The sequence below is a fragment of the Lysinibacillus sphaericus genome, from assembly GCF_005217585.1.
Lineage (GTDB): Bacteria > Bacillota > Bacilli > Bacillales_A > Planococcaceae > Lysinibacillus > Lysinibacillus sphaericus.
This window is the reverse complement of sequence record NZ_SZPT01000002.1, coordinates 765,117-782,043: the sequence shown is the minus strand read 5'-3', so window position 1 is coordinate 782,043 and position 16,927 is coordinate 765,117. Positions and strand designations below refer to the sequence as shown.

The window sequence follows — 16,927 nt, the reverse complement described above, 5'->3', positions numbered from 1 at the left end:
ACAGTAAACCTAATAGGGCAGGTTAGGAGGATAAAAACAATTTGGAACAGCCAATCCTTGATTTACTAAGAGCAGGTGGATTGATTTTATATGTTAGACATGGAGAAGCAACTGTTGGTGAAGATCAGCCATATGTTAATTTTCAAAACTGCTATACGCAAAGAAATTTATCTGATTACGGTCGGCGAGAAGCCGTTTACTATGGACAAATGCTGCGGTATTGGCAAATTCCAATTAGTTCACCTATAATGACAAGTCCGTTTTGTCGAACAATTGAAACGGCACAGCTTGCATTTCCAACAATGTATCTACAAATTGACCCGTTCTGGTTTTCAATTACTAAATTAGCAGAAACGATTTCCACTACGGAACAACAACAAATTGTAATGGAAGCCCAAAAACATCTAGAAGTAAAACCACCACCTGGGACTAATCAAGTAATTATTGCACACAGTTTTCCGAAAGGGACTGCCATAGGTGAAATGACAAGCATGGGAACCGTTATTATTAAGCCCAAAGGTGTGGGTAATGGCTACGAAATTGTAAAACAGCTAACATTAGCCGATTTAGCAACCTTAGGGACGTTACAATAATAATTTTGGGGGATAGAAATGAAACGAGAAGGAATTGTAAAATGGTATAAAAATGAAAAAGGCTATGGACGTATTATGCTGAATGGTGAGGAAGACAATCATGTTTTTGTTCATTTTAGCTCGATTTTGCCGGATAAGGAAAGATTTCCAAATGCATTTCGCTTTCTGAAACAAGGCCAAAAAGTCTCCTTTGATTTAATTGAAATACCCAATTCTACTGATCAAAAGCAGGTTGCAGAAAATGTCATTGTGCTGTCAGACTAATATGCACGGGCGTAATAGTTTGTGGCAACCAATAGTTCAATATTCTATCGACGAAAAAGTACGGTACCGATTTATAGAGACGTTAATCCATATACAGGATTGGCGTTTTTTTCTTGCGTTTATTAGAGCTTATGGTGTTTTCTTATTTTTCGTAGATAAGGAAGGTACGCTGTAGTATGGTAGATTGTAAAAATCGATTAAATATACATCTAAATTTATAATTATTTGTATTTTGTATACCGAAAGGGCGGGTCACTTATATTGAGTGACCTACCTTAGTTGTCTGTTTAGGGCAATGAATTTATTGGAAAAGATAAATTACTTGATGTATAAGTTATTTAAAAAATAAAATATTCTAATAATTTTTGTTGTTGTATGGTAAACTTGATTGTGTTATATAACAATATGAAGAAAATATTTTTGTAGGTTGTATATGATTTCCTTAAAAAGGAAGAGAATAATAAAACCAAGGTTTAAGTCTTGATAGATTTAATGGAAGCGTATACAGTAACTAATGAGGCAAGTGACAGATAATCGTTTGATTTGTAACACTTAGCTTAATGAGAAAAAATAATTGTTGAGCTTTTGTTATTGAAGAGGATTGGAAGTAATTGTTTCGTTTGTTTAAAGAAGTGTGTCTTTTGACCTTTATACATAATTGGAGTGAAAATGCTGGAATATCCCGTCGAAAAAGCGAAAATTAGTTTGAAGGTACCTTGTGAATGTTAGCAAATCATGTAAAATAGAGTCGATTAAGCACTTTTAGACTAAAAGGTCTAGTGCTTTTAGTATGAGTGAAGTTAAAAAATATCTTTCATTAAAAAATGATGGATAAATTATTTTAGTAGTAGCATACTAAAATTCAATCAGTTGACTTTATACAACATAAAACATCTTTCAGACGATGCATTTATCCGATTTGATCAATGCACCATTCTCCTGGAAACAGGGGGAAGGTTTTTGTTTTAAATATGTACAAAGGACATTATGAGCGGACTTCGCACTTTTTACTACTTTTTAATTAGTTTATTACTATAATATTGTAGTAGATATTTTATTCTTTAAATAGTTGTGATAGACTATTGTAAGTTTATAGTTGATACAGAAAAGGTGTGTGACTAGTTTACACCTACATCATTTCTGCAAATCTTAAAATATAAGGATGGTAAAAATGAGTAACAGAGTAACTAAATCAGACGTCATCTTAATTGGTGCCGGAATTATGAGTGCGACTTTGGGGACAATGCTCAAAGAATTAGCACCGGACTGGAATATTACTGTGTTTGAAAAACTTTCAAACGCCGGTGAGGAAAGCTCTAATGAATGGAATAATGCAGGAACAGGGCATGCAGCACTATGCGAGCTTAACTACACTTCTGAAAAACCAGACGGTACTATTGATATTAGCAAAGCAATTAATGTTAATGAACAGTTCCAGGTTTCGATGCAGTTTTGGTCATATCTTGTAAAGAACAAGCTGATCCAAAATCCGCAAGATTTTATTATGCCATTACCACATATGAGTATGGTAAGAGGTGAAAAAAACGTTGAGTATTTAAGAAAACGTTATGAAACAATGTCAAATAATCCTCTTTTCAAAGGGATGGAATTCTCTGATAATCCAGAAAAACTTAAAGAATGGATTCCACTTATTATGGAAGACCGCCCAGCAAATGAGGCCATTGCTGCGACAAAAATTGACACTGGTACAGACGTTAACTTCGGTGCTCTAACACGTATTTTATTTGACCACCTAAAAGCGAAAGATGTAGATATCAACTACAACCATAGTGTCGAAAGCATTAAACGTACGAAAGACGGTTTATGGGAATTAAAAGTACATGATAAAGATGGCTGTAAAATGGAATACCATACAGCAAAATTCGTCTTCCTTGGAGCTGGCGGAGGAAGTCTTGAATTATTACAAAAATCAGGCATTCCTGAAGGAAAACACATTGGTGGATTCCCAATTAGTGGATTGTTTATGGTATGTAAAAACCAAGAAGTGGTTGAACAACATCATGCAAAAGTATATGGTAAAGCTGCAGTTGGTGCACCACCAATGTCTGTTCCACATTTAGACACTCGCTTTATCGATAACAAAAAATCATTACTATTTGGACCATTTGCTGGTTTCTCACCAAAATTCTTAAAAACAGGTTCGAACATGGACTTATTCGCTTCTGTAAAACCGCATAATATTACAACATTATTAGCGGCAGGGGTTAAAGAAATGTCTTTAACAAAATATTTAATCCAACAACTGTTATTATCAAAAGATCAACGTATGGAAGAGTTACGTGAGTTTATCCCAACTGCTAAAAGCGAGGACTGGGATATTGTCGTAGCAGGTCAACGTGTACAAGTTATCAAAGATACTGAAGCTGGCGGTAAAGGAACATTACAATTTGGTACCGAAGTAGTAAGTGCTGCTGACGGATCAATCGCTGCATTATTAGGTGCTTCACCAGGTGCATCTACTGCCGTTCACGTTATGTTGCAAGTTATTCAAAAATGTTTCCCTCAACAAGCTAAAGAGTGGGAGCCAAAACTAAAAGAAATGATTCCATCTTATGGTATCTCCTTATTACAAAATCCAGAGCTTCTTGAAGAAGTTCATACTTCAACAGCAGAGACTCTAGGCCTAAACAAAAACTAAACAACTTATGAGCCTTCGATCCATTTTGGATTGAGGGTTCTTTTTTCATATTGCTGTTGTTTCTAAATTTCCAATATATTACTAAATAAGGAACTAATATAACAAAAAAGTAGTTAGAATGAAAATTATAAATGAACTAGCTTCTGTTGTAAACAAAATAAATATCCAGTATACTTTTTTCGTATGGCATATTAGAAAAGATTAACAAAGGATGAGTATAGATGACGTTTGAAGAAGTATTACCGCGTTTAAAGGCGGGCGAGAAAGTAATTCGTGAAGGATGGGGCGGTGCTGAATTATATGTTAAGCTTGTAGGTCAAAGCGTGCACGACGGAGAGAATTTGAACCCCTATTTTTTAATTAATGTGCGTGGCGAGGGTTACACGATGTTCACACCAACAGTATGTGATTTATTAGCCGAAGATTGGAAAATCGTAAACTAAATTCAGTGTCGTTTCAAAGGTTATAATAGTATGCTAAGTGATTCTTAGTATGCTATTTTTTTGATATGAAGGTTAAGCTTTGTAGGCGGTATAGTTGATAAGAGCTGGCACAATGCATGTAGAGCTGCGACTTGTGTCAGTGTTTTTAGTAGTAGATTACTTTTTATAAAGGAGAGATCCTATGAAGTTTGCAGAATATAATGGTAAAACAGTGTTTATTACAGGTGCTGCGTCAGGTATTGGCCAAGCACAAGCTATTGCTTTTTTAGAAAACGGTGCTTATGTTTTTGGTTTGGATGTAGATGAGCGAGGGTTAGGGCAATTACAGCAGCAATACCCTGAGCGCTTTGCTTATACGCTAGGAAGTGTCTGTAAAAAAAGTGATGTAGAGCACGCTTTTCAAGCAGCAATGGCAAGCTTTAGCAGCGTAGATATCTTACTGAATACAGCTGGCGTTTTAGATGGTTTTGCCAAAACACTAGATACCGATGAGGCGCTATGGGACAAAATTATGAATACGAATGTAAAGGGTACTTTTTTTGTAACGAATACGATTTTGCCTCATATGGTAAAGCGTAAATCGGGCATCATCGTTAATATGGCGTCTATTGCTGGGCTGATTGCAGGAGGTGGGGGTGCGGCTTATACAGCATCCAAGCATGCCATTGTGGGCTATACGAAACAGTTGGATTTAGATTATTGTCGCGAGGGGATACGTGCGAATGCCATTGCACCAGGAGCTATTCAAACAGCTATGACCAAAGCGGATTTTGAAGGCGATGGTGAAATGGCAAAATGGGTTGCCAATGAGACGCCAGCGGGTCGTTGGGCACAACCAAGCGAAGTGGCGAATTTAACGCTTTTTTTGGCGAGTCATGCCGCTGATTATATGCATGGAGCTGTGGTACCAATTGACGGTGGTTGGATTGCGAAATAGTATTGGTCAATGAATCATTCTTCTGCTATAATACGCAAGTAAGCAAAAATAGCTTACACTACGGCACTTCAGTTAGGGCAATATGCTCTCTTCCTTTGGTCGTAGTTATTACTAAAATAGCAACTTGCTATTTTACAAAGGAGAATGTAAATTGAATACATCTATTGTAAAAGATTCACCGCGTACTTCTGTAAGGGAACTTACTAAAGTAGCACTTGTCGCAGCCTTATATGTGGCTGTAACTGTATTATTGTCAGTGATTAGCTTTGGAGCAGTGCAGCTACGTTTGTCAGAGATGTTCAACTATTTGGCGCTGTACAATAAACGCTATGTAGTAGCAGTAACCCTAGGTGTTGTATTAGCAAATTTTATGTCGCCGACTTGGATTCTTGATGTGCCTATTGGCGGAATTGCAACATTTCTAGTATTAATTCTTTGTCGAATGGTAACTAAAAACATTAAGCAGGATAGTTGGAAAATGGTCATCACAGCAGTGATTTTTGCACTATCGATGTTTACTGTTGCAGGCCAATTAACGATACTGTATGATCTGCCATTTTGGGCGACATGGTTTACGGTTGGTGTCGGAGAATTATTATCGATGACTGTTGGTGGCGTGACCATTTACTTATTAAATAAAAAAATAGATTTATCCAAATAGAAAAAACACATTCGCGCAAGCGAGTGTGTTTTTATTTTTAAAGGGAACAGGCGTGTATCGCAAATAAAAAATTCTCGCTGATTTAACAGCGAGAACAACTCAAAGAACTACGAATATTTATTTGAAAATCGGTGTTTTTCTTAAGAGAATACAAACCGGAATTGCCACAATCATTCCTAAAACATTTTGAACTAAGTCTCCAGGAATAGAAGTCAATGGTGCAACCCAATTGGCATATAAAATACCTTCCCCAACATAATAAACGGCTACCATAAATGGAACTGAAATAATCATAGCAAGAACATTAAAAGCAATGCTGTTTCCTTTGCGTCCGTTTGACCAAGCGATTTTCCCTACGATATAGCCTTGTAAGCCACGAGCTACGATTGTAATAGGCGCCCACAATGTCCATCCAGATACAACGTCAAATAAACCCATGCCTATTGCACCTGCAATGGCACCTTTTTTAGGACCAAAAAGAATAGATGCGATAAAGAGCATACCTGTACCAAGATGAACCAATCCACCATTTGCTTTAATAGGTAGTTTAATATTCAATGTGAGTGTTGCTACAAACACAAGTGCAATTAACATGGCTGATAGAATGAGATCAAAAGTGCGTGAATGTGAATAGCTTATTGATTTTTGCATAGTTGTAAACCTTCCTTATTTGCTTTTTCAATGTCAAAGAATAGTTGCGCAAAACCTTACTTCGTAAATCAATGCTGCATGCTAGGATAACATTAGCAAAGGCTTGGCCTATTTAAAAGTATCAATTTTGTAAAAAAAATAGTGGTCAGTTTTACATCTTGCACTAACTGGTACTTAGAGATATGAAGTAAACTCTGCTTGTTAACGGAATTTGATAAAAAGAATAGAGTAGAAAAAGGAAATAATTACTTATCTAATTATAAGAAGATCTGTCTTGGGATTTGTTATTTTAAAATAATTTCTTCAAGTAAATAGCTAGGAGAAAATATGATTTCAATACACAACATAATTTCACTTTCTTTAGCCAAACTAATAGAAATGACTAAAGGAGGATGAAGAAATGCAACAGCAATCATACAATGCAGGGGATATTGTTTATATCTTTTACCGCAATCCACATATTCAAGATGTCGCAAATATACAGGAAGCGGCAGTTGTTACTAATCCGGAAAATCCAAATGAATTGGCGTTATTTCTTTTTGAAACTTACTATCCGTTAACGAATGACTTTGTTATTTTTTCAAGTGAGATGGATGCGGAGCAAGCATATCATCAATACTTTCATTGATGGAGGTAGAGGATGCGAAAACCATTTACACCTCAGCTCGTTTATTTTGAACCTGATGCGCTCGACTATCCGCTTGGACAAGAACTAAAAGAGAAGTTTGAGCAAATGGGCATAGAAATTCGTTACACTACATCTCATAATCAAGTGCGCAATCTTCCTGGAGACAATGATTTGCAAAAGTATCGGATTGCCAAGTCAACGCTCGTCGTGGGTATTCGAAAAACATTAAAATTTGATACTTCTAAACCGTCAGCAGAATATGCTATTCCTTTTGCCACTGGATGTATGGGGCATTGTCATTATTGTTATTTGCAAACAACGATGGGCAGCAAACCTTATATTCGCACATATGTCAATGTTGAGGAAATACTTGAAGCTGCAGACAACTATATGGCAGAACGAGCACCTGAAATTACGCGCTTTGAAGCATCGTGTACATCAGATATTGTTGGAATTGATCACTTAACACATACGTTAAAAAGAGCGATTGAGCATTTTGGACAAAGTGAGTTTGGTTTACTGCGATTTGTAACGAAATTCCATTATGTGGACCATTTATTAGATGCGAAACATAATGGCAAGACAAGATTTCGTTTTAGTGTAAATGCGGACTATGTGATTAAAAACTTTGAGCCAGGCACATCTCCTTTAGATAAGCGCATTGAAGCGGCTGGAAAAGTAGCGAGAGCAGGCTATCCTCTAGGTTTTATTGTTGCGCCCATTTATCTGCACGAAGGTTGGGAGGAAGGCTATTATCATATGTTTGAGCGTCTAGATGCGGAATTGCCCCATGATGTAAGGGACGATATTACTTTTGAATTTATTCAACATCGCTTTACAAAGCCTGCGAAAAAGGTAATCGAAAAAAACTATCCGATGACAAAATTAGAATTGGATGAGACTGCGAGAAGATACAAGTGGGGGAAATATGGGATTGGTAAATATATTTATCAAAAAGAAGAAGAGGAAGACATAAAAGAACATCTTTATGGCTATATGAAAAAATTTTTCCCCAATGCGAAACTAGAGTATTTTACGTAAACATATCGTTGAATTCCGTTCCAGGCGCTCCCTTTCCGCAGGCACGGCTTCAACTAATTTTTGCGACAAAAGCCGTAAAAAATGGATTTTCAGCTCGTGTTGTTCTGAGCTGGAGTGTCGCACCTTCCACTCCACTCAACTAGTCAAGCTCCTAGCATGCCGAATATTTTTGAGGTAACAATATACCTACCTCGCCTTTGCAAAGAATTCTACGTGGTCATGAGATTGTCATAGTAAACGTTTAAAAGAAGTATTTCATTTTTTGCTGTTCCTTGAAAATTATGTATGGTGTGTTTTCTTGTAGCGCTGCATCGTATAATCTTTAAGTTGCTGGTAAGGCTAACAATAATCGCGACGAAAAGGGGGAGTTACCATCATGATGTCATTTCAACCAAGCTGTTGGTCGGAGCACGGAGAGCTTACTGCGGTTATGCTTTGTGCGCCTTCCAAATTAGATGTACCCGATTTAAAAACGGCAGAAAATGTACAATGGAGTGCGGCTGTTTCACATACCCAAGCAATGGAAAGTTTTATGGAGTTGAAAGAGACTTTACAACAGGCAGGCGTGCACGTAATAGATTACGCAACACATTTATTAGCAGATGCGCAGCACATTAGCGAACAACTTCTAAATCGTTATTTTGTGCGTGATCTTGCATGTGTGTTTGGTAACCGAATGCTACCAGGTGCAGCGGGTAGCTCGATTAGACGACCTGAATATGGACATGCGCATACATTACTTCAGAAATGGTTTCCGCAACACTTTATGCCCGCTAAGGAAAGTAGCCATGTATTAGAGTTTGGAGATGTGATGGTGTTAAATCGTGATGCTGTGCTTATTAATATAGGTGTAAGAACGACAAGGCAGGGTGTAGAGCAGATAAAAGACAGTATTTTTCAAGCAGGTTACTCTGAAATAGGCATTATTGATTTGCCTCGAAGCTCGGATACACTGCATTTAGATATGAATTGTAATATTGCCAACAACGATGTCGTCATAGCTAAAAGTTTTATGCGTTATTTTCCTATCCAAATAATTACAACAAGTGGGACTCGTTTTGATATGACCGAACAATTTTTCAATCGTCATGGGTTTGAGTTGTATTGGTTAGAAAAGTATAACACCATTCCTGATATCAATTTTTTAAATCTCAATCCCGAAACATTGTTAGTCAGTAAAAAGGCGACTAAACAGCATTTTAAAGCGCATCCAAAATTACAAAAGAAAAATATTGTGGAAATTGACGTGACAGAGCTTGAAAAAGGCGGTGGTGGTATTCGCTGTATGACATTACCATTAGTGCGAAAATCGGTATAGAGGTGATTTCTATGGAGTCAAAAACAAGCAAAGGCCAAATGTCTTGGTGGCAGTTGTCCCTATTAGGTGTAGGGTGTACGTTAGGGACAGGTTTTTTTCTTGGAACAAGCATGGCCATTGCAAAGAGTGGGCCTGCTGTTTTAATTCCATTTATTTTAGCAGCCATTGGCACCTACATTGTCTATGATGCGCTCGTGAATATGTCTGTTGCCAATCCTGACAAAGGATCATTTCGTACGTATGCAAAACAAGCTTTTGGCAATTGGGCAGGTTTTAGTAATGGTTGGGTCTATTTAATTTCTGAACTATTAATTATGGGGAGCCAATTAATGGCATTAGGAATTTTCACGCGTTTTTGGTTTCCTAGCATACCGCTATGGATGACTGCATCAGGTTTTGGTGCACTGGGCTTGCTCATTATACTGACGGGCATGAAAGGCTTTGAAAAATTTCAAAATGTATTTGGGGCAATGAAAGCCGCTGCTGTTGTCATGTTTATTGTAGTTACTGCTATCCTAATGATAAAGGGGATGAATAGTGAGCCAAGGCAAGTAGATGTTATTCTAGCAAACTTTCAAGGCTTTTTTTCGGAAGGAGTAAAGGGTGTTTGGCTTGGTTTACTCTATGCATTTTTTGCTTTTGGTGGCATAGAGGTAATGGGGCTACTCGTAATCGATTTAAAAGATCCCCATCAGGCACCGAAAGCCGGAAAAGTAATGATTGTTATCCTTACTACGATTTATGTAATTGCACTAGTCTGTGCCCTTGCATTAGTACATTGGGCATCATTCACAATAGACGAAAGCCCGTTTATTACTGCTCTTGCAAATTTTAATATCCCATTTGTTGCGGATATCATAACCGGTATTTTAATTATTGCTGGATTTTCTACAATGGTTGCGTCCTTGTATGCTGTTGTCACGATTTTAACGGCTTTAGCTGAAGATCATGATGCACCAGCGATATTAGCGAAAAAAGGAAAAATGAAAGTTCCATTACCAGCCTTTCTGTTCCTCACGGGTGGTTTAATTATCACTATTACAATCGGTTTCATGATTCCAGAAAAGATTTTTGAATACTTAATAACGGCAGCAGGATTAATGTTAATTTATAATTGGCTTTTTATTTTAGTAACCTATGCAAAACTTATGACATTAACGAAGTGGCAACATGTAAAAAATATTGTTGGGATGCTGCTAATTGCGGTAACTGTTTCGGGCACTTTAGGCGAAAAAACAAGCAGGCTCGGTTTTTACATAAGCTTACTGTTCATCGTCTTCATTGCACTGGCAACATTAATTGTTATGAAAAAACGGAGCAACCATCGCTCCGTTTAATTTTTTCGTTTTTGTGGCAAAGTGAGTGGTAAATTGCCTCTTACAAACGGACATTGGGCAGGGCTATGTTCATCATCACTTAAAAAGTATTGCTTCCATTCAAAATTATCTTTTTGCCCATACCATTTTAAGTCGGGGTGTTCTGGAATAGCATCATATTGTTCGATGCGCTTTCGTATTAACTTTTTTAGTTTTTGGCCTAGCACAGTCGTGTCATTTATATCTTCAAAGACCCAGCGTGGCTGAAATGCCATTAGTAAAGTTGAAAACTGGCGGCTTTTACGCAATTGATGGGCAGGTGTTGCGCAAAAGACAAAATAAGGCTCCCCATTAAAACAAAATTCCCATGTATGATTAGACGGATTTACGGGGATTTCTCTAGGCCATTCTTTTTCGTCAAAGGCAGTTACATGATTTAGCATGGTCCAAAATAAAGCTCTGTAATCTTCTACATCATAATTTTCAAGCATATCTTTTGGCGTCTCAAAGAAAATGGCGTGCGAAGTATATTTCCCAGCAGATCGAGCACAGTCACCATACGCCCTTAAGCAATTTGCCAAATCTTTAGCTGATTGTAACTCTCGGGGATCGCCAACGAAACTGTAGCGTAGTTGATTCGAAATAAACCCTGTGCGCGCAGGAATACAAGGGAATGCATTTGCATCATCTGCAACCATTGAAGCAAAATCTTGAAATGCGATCTGTTGCCATAAGGGAAGGGAAGCCAAATGCTGTTCAAGCCAAATTTTATCAAAAACTGCTCCCACATGAGTCACCTCCTTTATACATCTTTAGACTATTAAGGAAAGTGTCATTGGGTGACGAATATTAGGGATTAAATTCTAAATGAGTTGATAGCCACAATACCTGTAGCATTAGTATGATTCATTTACATTAAAATGTTTGACGATTAAGGTTGTTTAAAAACCTTCTGTTGCAAAATATCCAAAGCGTGTTTGATTTCCTCTAAATCTTCTTCTGGAACATGTTGAATGAGCTGTTGAAAGCGTTCTTCGATACGGGCAAACGCTTCATGCATCATTTGTTCACCATCTGCTGATAGACGTACAAAAAATTTACGACGATCCGCTATATCACTTATTTTTTCAATTAAATTTTTTTCTTGAAGTTTCTTGAGCTCGCGACTTGTATTGGGTAACGACATATGATGACATTCACTAATTTCGGTAATCGTAACAGGTTGGCTTACTTTTAAATACTCTAAAATTTTGTATTGAACAGGCGTAATAGCATCCGTATTAATGTTTTGTGTTAAGTCACTTGTTACTTGGTGGACGGCTGCGGTAAACGTAACAAATTGATTGAATAATGCATTCTTGTCCAAATATCTCACCTCTTACTGACAAGATATCAAAGAACTTATCTTAAAACAATTATCATTTGACAACTAAATCAATGTTCGTTATTATTTACTTATCAAATGATAAGTAATAGGGGGATGTTATGAACACGTTAGTCATTTATACGTATCCAAATCATCAAAGTTTGAATTATGCTTTTTTACAGCAAGTCCTTAAAGGCTGTAATGAAAATCCGTACATAACCGAATTACAAGTGTTAGATTTATATGAGGAAAAATTTGATCCAATTTTACATTTTCACGAACATAAACGAAGACGTGATATGTATCGCGAGCCTAACTTAGAGAAATATAGAGAACAACTTACATGGGCAGATCAGATTGTTTTTATCTATCCGATTTGGTGGGGAAGACCGCCTGCAATGCTTTTAGGATATATCGATCAACTATTTGCATCTAATTTTGCTTATAGAGATAAAAAAAGCTTGTTTCCAGAAGGACTTTTAAAAGGGAAGTCGGTCGTCTGTGTGTCAACAATGAAAGGCCCGACAAATTATCCACTCTTTTGGTTGAATAATGCGCATAAAGTGTTAATGCGAAAAGCATTGTTTAATTTTGTAGGAATTAAAAAGGTGAAGTTTTTTGAATTTGGCAATATGGAAAGTAAAAAGGGAGGGCAACAAAAAAAGTTAGAAAAAGTCTATCAGTATTTTAGGCAGTGCCAGTCACCCAAACAATTCTGAAAATTTTCTTGACCTTCAAGTAGCTTTAAGGTTTACTGTTAAAGCGAAGGAGTGAGATGACTTTGCAAAAGGATATGACGATTCAAGAATTTTCAAATAGAACTGGAATTGCAAAAAGCACGTTACGTTTTTATGAATCGAAAAATTTATTATTGCCAGTAGAACGAAGAGAGAATGGCTATCGTGTATATGCGCAGCATCAAATTGCTACAGTCAAATTAATTACCACTTTGCGAATTGCAGATGTCCCTCTACAAGATATTCAACATTATTTACAGGAAAATGATGAAATAGCTCGTCAAACCATGATGGAAAATTGGATTCGTTCTATTAAGAAAAAACGTGATCTAATAGATGTTAGTTTACGTTTTTTAGAAAGTGATTCAATTCAAGAAGATATTTATCTTATCGATAAACAAGATGAAAAAATTATTTGGTTCATTGAGCAATCGACAACAGGGAAGTTTGGAGAGCATTTTGCAAAAAGAGCGAATAAATTAAAGCAGAACAATATACGCATTAAAAGTTATTATGTAAACTACTTATCAGGACAAGATTTGATAAAAGTACAAATCGGTTTTGGAGTGACAGCAGATTCCATGCTAAATGGATTAAAGGGTGTTGATTTTATCGAACATATGCCTGCCTGTATTTGCTTAGCATTACCATTTAAAGAAAATCCTACAAAAATCAAAAGCGGTTATCACAAATTATTACAATATGCTTTTCATCATAGCTGGGTGCCTACCCGCTCAATTATCGAGTGGTACCGAGGAGAAGATTTTACGCAATTAGACTTATTATTGCCCGTCATCCAATTGGAGAGAAATGAAAAGTGAGATGATTTTTTAAAGTTATTTGTTGAATCCATATTATTTTACAGTAATTACGATTACTCATCGTGTTTTAGCGTCGTATATGCACCAATCATCAAAGAGTTGTCAAGGAGCAAGTCTTCTATACAGATAAGATTATTAATCATGGATAAAAGGCAAACAATTAGAGGCTGGCACATAACTTTAGAATCTTAAATAGAGGGACATTGGTTTTGATAAATTTTTGCTAAGAAAATATATAGAACATATTTACTATTATTTCTTTTGCAATTAATAATAAATTAGAAGGGTTCACTAGTTGTTGGTAGCGGAGGCGGTGACTCCTGCGGGAATGCACGCAGCGTAAGACGCTGGCATTCCGCGCGCTAGCGAGGGTTGCGGCTTACGTGTGTGCCCGCGGAAAGCACCGCAGAAGCGGACAACAACGGCGCAGCAGAAAAGGGTTAGATTGACTGCCATCAATCTAACCCTTTTCTCTTTTGTCCCAGCCTCTTGTTAGTTAAAATGCACGCGTATTATTTTTTACTCTGTGCTAAAGTCTCCACTTAATTGAAATATGCCTTCACTATCTGCTTCTAAGGTGTCATTCTTCCTCAATTATAGGTGTATACTACATAACAATTTGATCTGTAGTTGAGACAGTCCGCATAGTCCGGATGCTTCTGCTATATCCATACCTTTGAATAACGGATTATCTGTGTTACGGATATTACTCATTAATATCACGTCGTTTATTGATTACTTCTAATATAGTGTTAACGATGAAAAGAATAATAATCAAAACATACAGTGATAAATATACATAGTCCGACGTTGTTAAATTACTAAAGTCTGTTGTTTGTGCCATTATAAAAGTTAGTACTATGATGATAACAATGTTAAATATTCGTATGGTTTTCCTTCGCATAATTAGTGGTTACGATAAAATACTAAGTAAAAAGAGGTTTTCACCTTCTTCAAATGACTACTTGCGACGTTGTGGTTTAGATTGTGCCGCTTTTTTGTTTTCTTCAAATACTACTAGTAGGTAGTGAAGAATATGTATTTTATCTTAATCTACTTTGTTCACCTCCTTTTCTAGACTTTTAGTATACTATAAATGGAAATAAAAAAATGACGATTATTTACAATAATTACAATGCATTATCTATCATAGGTGATAAAGATTTTACGCAATTAGACTTATTATTGCCCGTTATCCAATTATAGAGAAATGAAACTCGATGTGAGATAGCTAATATTTATTTTACAAACTGAGGTATTTGACAAGCTAATGTCAAATACCTCGTTTTTATTTGGCATTATATGGGCTGAAGTAGGTTGCTATGACCGTCTTCTACGCCATCTATTTGCCGTGTGGGCTTGTGTTTGGCTTGTTTTTGAAGGATATATAGGTAGCGGTACAAACTGTGAGACATTTTGTGTATGAGTCGCAACATGAGGTGCAGTTTCCTTCGCAACGGACAATTGCTTATTAGCCCTTCTAGATACGTGCTGTGTTGGCTCAGGCGCTACTGTAATATTTTGAGCATTATTCAACAAGGGGGGAGTGGTGTCCGAATCATTTGAAATGGTTGTTGCTGTGGTGCTATGACTTTCTGTAACATGCGCTACTTCAACATGTGGCTCCGATACGGGATGTACATCTTTCATTACGAGAATAGGTCGCATCATATCATGATCCTCATGTTCGAGGAAATGGCAATGCCACATATAATTTCCGATATGGTCTTTCCAGTGCATAATAATTTTTGTAACCTTCCCTGCATCAGCTTTGACGGTATCTTTCCAACCTCGTTCGTAGTCACGTGGTTTTTCTGCAGGACCAGTAAATGCTAGCTTTCCTTCATTTTGATAGAGTTCCACGTCAAATGGTCGTCGTTCAAGAATTTTAAATTGAATTAAATGCAGGTGAATAGGGTGTATAAACGGCGTAGCATTAATAAAATTCCAAACTTCTATACTATCAAGCGCAGGCTTTTCGGTAGCAGGGTCATGGTACATTCGGTCATTTAATAACAACATAGGTCTTCCGAAGTCATCCGTAGTGGCACTTAACGGTAAGTTGCGTTCAACCTGTGCATGATGAGGGTGTAAATCCATTGACATTGCAAGTCTTGCAGGCACTTCACTCGTATCCTCATATCGAAGTGGGCAATTTACGTTAAATTGCATAATGACGCTAGTATGCTCATCAAAAAAATCGGTATCACCGTTCATTAAAGTGATTTCTTGACCTTCGCATGTTGAAAAGTCAATGATGACATCTGTTCGCTCAGCTGGCAATAATTCAACCGAGAAAATTGCATTTGGGGCAGTTAAAAAGCCACCATCTGTGCCAAGCTGAATCATTGGCTGCTTGTTGGACAGGCTTAAAACATAGCCTCTTCTATTTGAACCGTTTAACAAACGAAAACGATATTTGCGAGGTTCAACATTTAAATAAGGCCATACTTTACCATTGACAACGATTGTGTTTCCAACAAATCCAGGTGTAATGGATGGATTCACCGGCACTGGGAATGGAGGACCTTCTGGATAGAACAGTGAGCCGTCTTCATTAAAGGATTTATCAGCAATTAATAACGGATATTCATAATCGCCACATGGTAAGTTTGAACGTTCTTCTATGGAGTCTCGAAGCAGGTAAAAACCTGCAAGTCCAGCGTAAACATTTAGGCGCGTTAAAGCCATTGCGTGGTCATGATACCACAAAGTTGTACCTGGTTGATGGTTCGTATATTCATGTATTTCTTTATTAAATTTAGGACCAGTATACGTATAGTCTCTTGTATACCAAGCTTCAGGATGTCCATCGCTTTCCCAATCTACATTGGCACCGTGAAGATGAGTTACTGTTCGAACCTCTTGGGAGTCATTAGCCGCATGAAGAGTAAAATCAACTGGCAAAAAATGTTTGGTCGGCAATTGGTTTTTATATTTGACATAAATCGTTTTGTCTTTTGAAGCCTCGATGGTCGGTCCTGGATAAAGCCCGTTATATCCCCAAATCGTGGATTTTGGAAAGTTTTTATGAAAACTATGCTCTGCTTCCAACATCTGCAACTCGTAATAATCTTTCTTCGGATGTCTGCTACTGAATTTTGGTTTTGCGGTAACGGGTTTCGGTAAGGCATCTACAAATTTGGGGATTGTTGCTGGGTCAGCAGGATTGATTTTTTTATTCAAAACATCACTTCCCTTACATTTTTACAAACTTAACTTCATCATATGGGTAAAAACAATAAGAAACGAGGACAATAATGGAAGTATTTGTGCTAATATATAAAAAATATTAAATTTCAAAAATTCATGCAATCTGCTAATGAGTAGCCAATAAGGCATATATTTACTATACATAAAACGAAAGCAGCGTTTTTAGTTGATAGCGTAAGGGCCGCTGATGAACGAGCAGTCCCTTTGCTTATTGTGGCTTACTAGTATAAAGGAAGGGCAAGTATTATACGCTTTTTACAAAACATTCATCATTCGATA

The 16,927-nt window shown here is 37.0% G+C and carries 16 protein-coding genes; 12 read left to right on the top strand and 4 right to left on the bottom strand.

Going from position 1 to position 16,927, the window contains the following annotated elements; genetic code table 11:
• Window positions 1-41 precede the first annotated feature (41 nt).
• From FC748_RS09425 to FC748_RS09400, 6 genes are all read left to right on the top strand, one after another.
• A complete protein-coding gene (locus tag FC748_RS09425; RefSeq protein WP_024363342.1) occupies window positions 42-593 on the top strand; it encodes a histidine phosphatase family protein in 552 nt (183 codons plus the stop codon).
• 18 nt (window positions 594-611) lie between these two features.
• On the top strand, window positions 612-857 hold the full coding sequence (locus FC748_RS09420) for a cold-shock protein (RefSeq protein WP_024363343.1): 246 nt from the start codon (window positions 612-614) through the stop codon (window positions 855-857).
• A 1,171-nt stretch (window positions 858-2,028) separates the two neighbouring features.
• Window positions 2,029-3,516 carry a malate:quinone oxidoreductase gene (locus FC748_RS09415; protein ID WP_024363344.1) on the top strand — a complete coding sequence of 496 codons (1,488 nt, stop codon included), beginning with the start codon at window positions 2,029-2,031 and terminating at the stop codon, window positions 3,514-3,516.
• A gap of 221 nt (window positions 3,517-3,737) precedes the next feature.
• Window positions 3,738-3,959, top strand: coding sequence for a DUF2829 domain-containing protein (locus FC748_RS09410; RefSeq protein ID WP_024363345.1), 222 nt, complete (start codon window positions 3,738-3,740; stop codon window positions 3,957-3,959).
• Window positions 3,960-4,140: 181 nt separating this feature from the next.
• Complete coding sequence (locus tag FC748_RS09405; RefSeq protein ID WP_108030465.1) at window positions 4,141-4,896, top strand: 3-oxoacyl-ACP reductase; 756 nt, start codon at window positions 4,141-4,143, stop codon at window positions 4,894-4,896.
• A gap of 151 nt (window positions 4,897-5,047) precedes the next feature.
• A complete protein-coding gene (locus FC748_RS09400; protein WP_024363347.1) occupies window positions 5,048-5,557 on the top strand; it encodes a QueT transporter family protein in 510 nt (169 codons plus the stop codon).
• Between the two features lie 117 nt (window positions 5,558-5,674).
• Here FC748_RS09400 and FC748_RS09395 read toward each other — a convergent pair whose 3' ends face one another.
• Window positions 5,675-6,208, bottom strand: coding sequence for an ECF transporter S component (locus tag FC748_RS09395; protein WP_024363348.1), 534 nt, complete (start codon window positions 6,206-6,208; stop codon window positions 5,675-5,677).
• 400 nt (window positions 6,209-6,608) lie between these two features.
• Between FC748_RS09395 and FC748_RS09390 the strand changes: the two genes are divergently transcribed.
• The 4 genes from FC748_RS09390 to FC748_RS09375 all read left to right on the top strand — a co-directional run bounded on the left by FC748_RS09390 (window position 6,609) and on the right by FC748_RS09375 (window position 10,532).
• Window positions 6,609-6,836 carry a transcriptional regulator SplA domain-containing protein gene (locus FC748_RS09390; protein WP_024363349.1) on the top strand — a complete coding sequence of 76 codons (228 nt, stop codon included), beginning with the start codon at window positions 6,609-6,611 and terminating at the stop codon, window positions 6,834-6,836.
• Window positions 6,837-6,848: 12 nt separating this feature from the next.
• Window positions 6,849-7,877, top strand: a complete 1,029-nt coding sequence (splB, locus tag FC748_RS09385) for a spore photoproduct lyase (RefSeq protein WP_024363350.1) — start codon at window positions 6,849-6,851, stop codon at window positions 7,875-7,877.
• A gap of 376 nt (window positions 7,878-8,253) precedes the next feature.
• A complete protein-coding gene (locus FC748_RS09380) occupies window positions 8,254-9,195 on the top strand; it encodes an arginine deiminase family protein (protein ID WP_108030466.1) in 942 nt (313 codons plus the stop codon).
• 11 nt (window positions 9,196-9,206) lie between these two features.
• Window positions 9,207-10,532 carry an amino acid permease gene (locus FC748_RS09375; protein ID WP_108030467.1) on the top strand — a complete coding sequence of 442 codons (1,326 nt, stop codon included), beginning with the start codon at window positions 9,207-9,209 and terminating at the stop codon, window positions 10,530-10,532.
• Here FC748_RS09375 and FC748_RS09370 read toward each other — a convergent pair.
• Together FC748_RS09370 and FC748_RS09365 are read right to left on the bottom strand one after the other, a co-directional pair.
• Complete coding sequence (locus tag FC748_RS09370) at window positions 10,529-11,299, bottom strand: YqcI/YcgG family protein (RefSeq protein WP_024363353.1); 771 nt, start codon at window positions 11,297-11,299, stop codon at window positions 10,529-10,531. The genes FC748_RS09375 and FC748_RS09370 overlap by 4 nt on opposite strands.
• A gap of 143 nt (window positions 11,300-11,442) precedes the next feature.
• Entirely contained in the window at window positions 11,443-11,877 is a 435-nt protein-coding gene (locus FC748_RS09365) for a MarR family winged helix-turn-helix transcriptional regulator (protein ID WP_024363354.1), read from the bottom strand.
• Window positions 11,878-11,996: 119 nt separating this feature from the next.
• Here FC748_RS09365 and FC748_RS09360 point away from each other — a divergent pair, with 119 nt between their 5' ends.
• Together FC748_RS09360 and FC748_RS09355 are read left to right on the top strand one after the other, a co-directional pair.
• A complete protein-coding gene (locus tag FC748_RS09360; protein WP_108030468.1) occupies window positions 11,997-12,596 on the top strand; it encodes an NAD(P)H-dependent oxidoreductase in 600 nt (199 codons plus the stop codon).
• A gap of 56 nt (window positions 12,597-12,652) precedes the next feature.
• Window positions 12,653-13,435 (top strand): MerR family transcriptional regulator, encoded by a 783-nt coding sequence (locus FC748_RS09355; protein ID WP_244311199.1) that lies wholly within the window; start codon window positions 12,653-12,655, stop codon window positions 13,433-13,435.
• Window positions 13,436-14,755: 1,320 nt separating this feature from the next.
• Here the strand turns inward: FC748_RS09355 and FC748_RS09350 are convergent.
• The gene (locus tag FC748_RS09350) at window positions 14,756-16,621 is read right to left on the bottom strand and encodes a multicopper oxidase family protein (RefSeq protein ID WP_238600185.1); all 1,866 of its coding nucleotides are present in this window, start codon (window positions 16,619-16,621) and stop codon (window positions 14,756-14,758) included.
• Window positions 16,622-16,927 lie beyond the last annotated feature (306 nt).

Excerpts from the sequence above, each read along its gene's own strand:
- FC748_RS09420 (WP_024363343.1), top strand. The coding sequence starts at position 612 with ATGAAACGAGAAGGAATTGTAAAATGGTATAAAAATGAAAAAGGCTAT.
- FC748_RS09415 (WP_024363344.1), top strand. The coding sequence starts at position 2,029 with ATGAGTAACAGAGTAACTAAATCAGACGTCATCTTAATTGGTGCCGGA.
- FC748_RS09410 (WP_024363345.1), top strand. The coding sequence starts at position 3,738 with ATGACGTTTGAAGAAGTATTACCGCGTTTAAAGGCGGGCGAGAAAGTA.
- FC748_RS09405 (WP_108030465.1), top strand. The coding sequence starts at position 4,141 with ATGAAGTTTGCAGAATATAATGGTAAAACAGTGTTTATTACAGGTGCT.
- FC748_RS09395 (WP_024363348.1), bottom strand. The coding sequence starts at position 6,208 with ATGCAAAAATCAATAAGCTATTCACATTCACGCACTTTTGATCTCATT.
- FC748_RS09390 (WP_024363349.1), top strand. The coding sequence starts at position 6,609 with ATGCAACAGCAATCATACAATGCAGGGGATATTGTTTATATCTTTTAC.
- splB (WP_024363350.1), top strand. The coding sequence starts at position 6,849 with ATGCGAAAACCATTTACACCTCAGCTCGTTTATTTTGAACCTGATGCG.
- FC748_RS09380 (WP_108030466.1), top strand. The coding sequence starts at position 8,254 with ATGATGTCATTTCAACCAAGCTGTTGGTCGGAGCACGGAGAGCTTACT.
- FC748_RS09375 (WP_108030467.1), top strand. The coding sequence starts at position 9,207 with ATGGAGTCAAAAACAAGCAAAGGCCAAATGTCTTGGTGGCAGTTGTCC.
- FC748_RS09360 (WP_108030468.1), top strand. The coding sequence starts at position 11,997 with ATGAACACGTTAGTCATTTATACGTATCCAAATCATCAAAGTTTGAAT.
- FC748_RS09355 (WP_244311199.1), top strand. The coding sequence starts at position 12,653 with ATGACTTTGCAAAAGGATATGACGATTCAAGAATTTTCAAATAGAACT.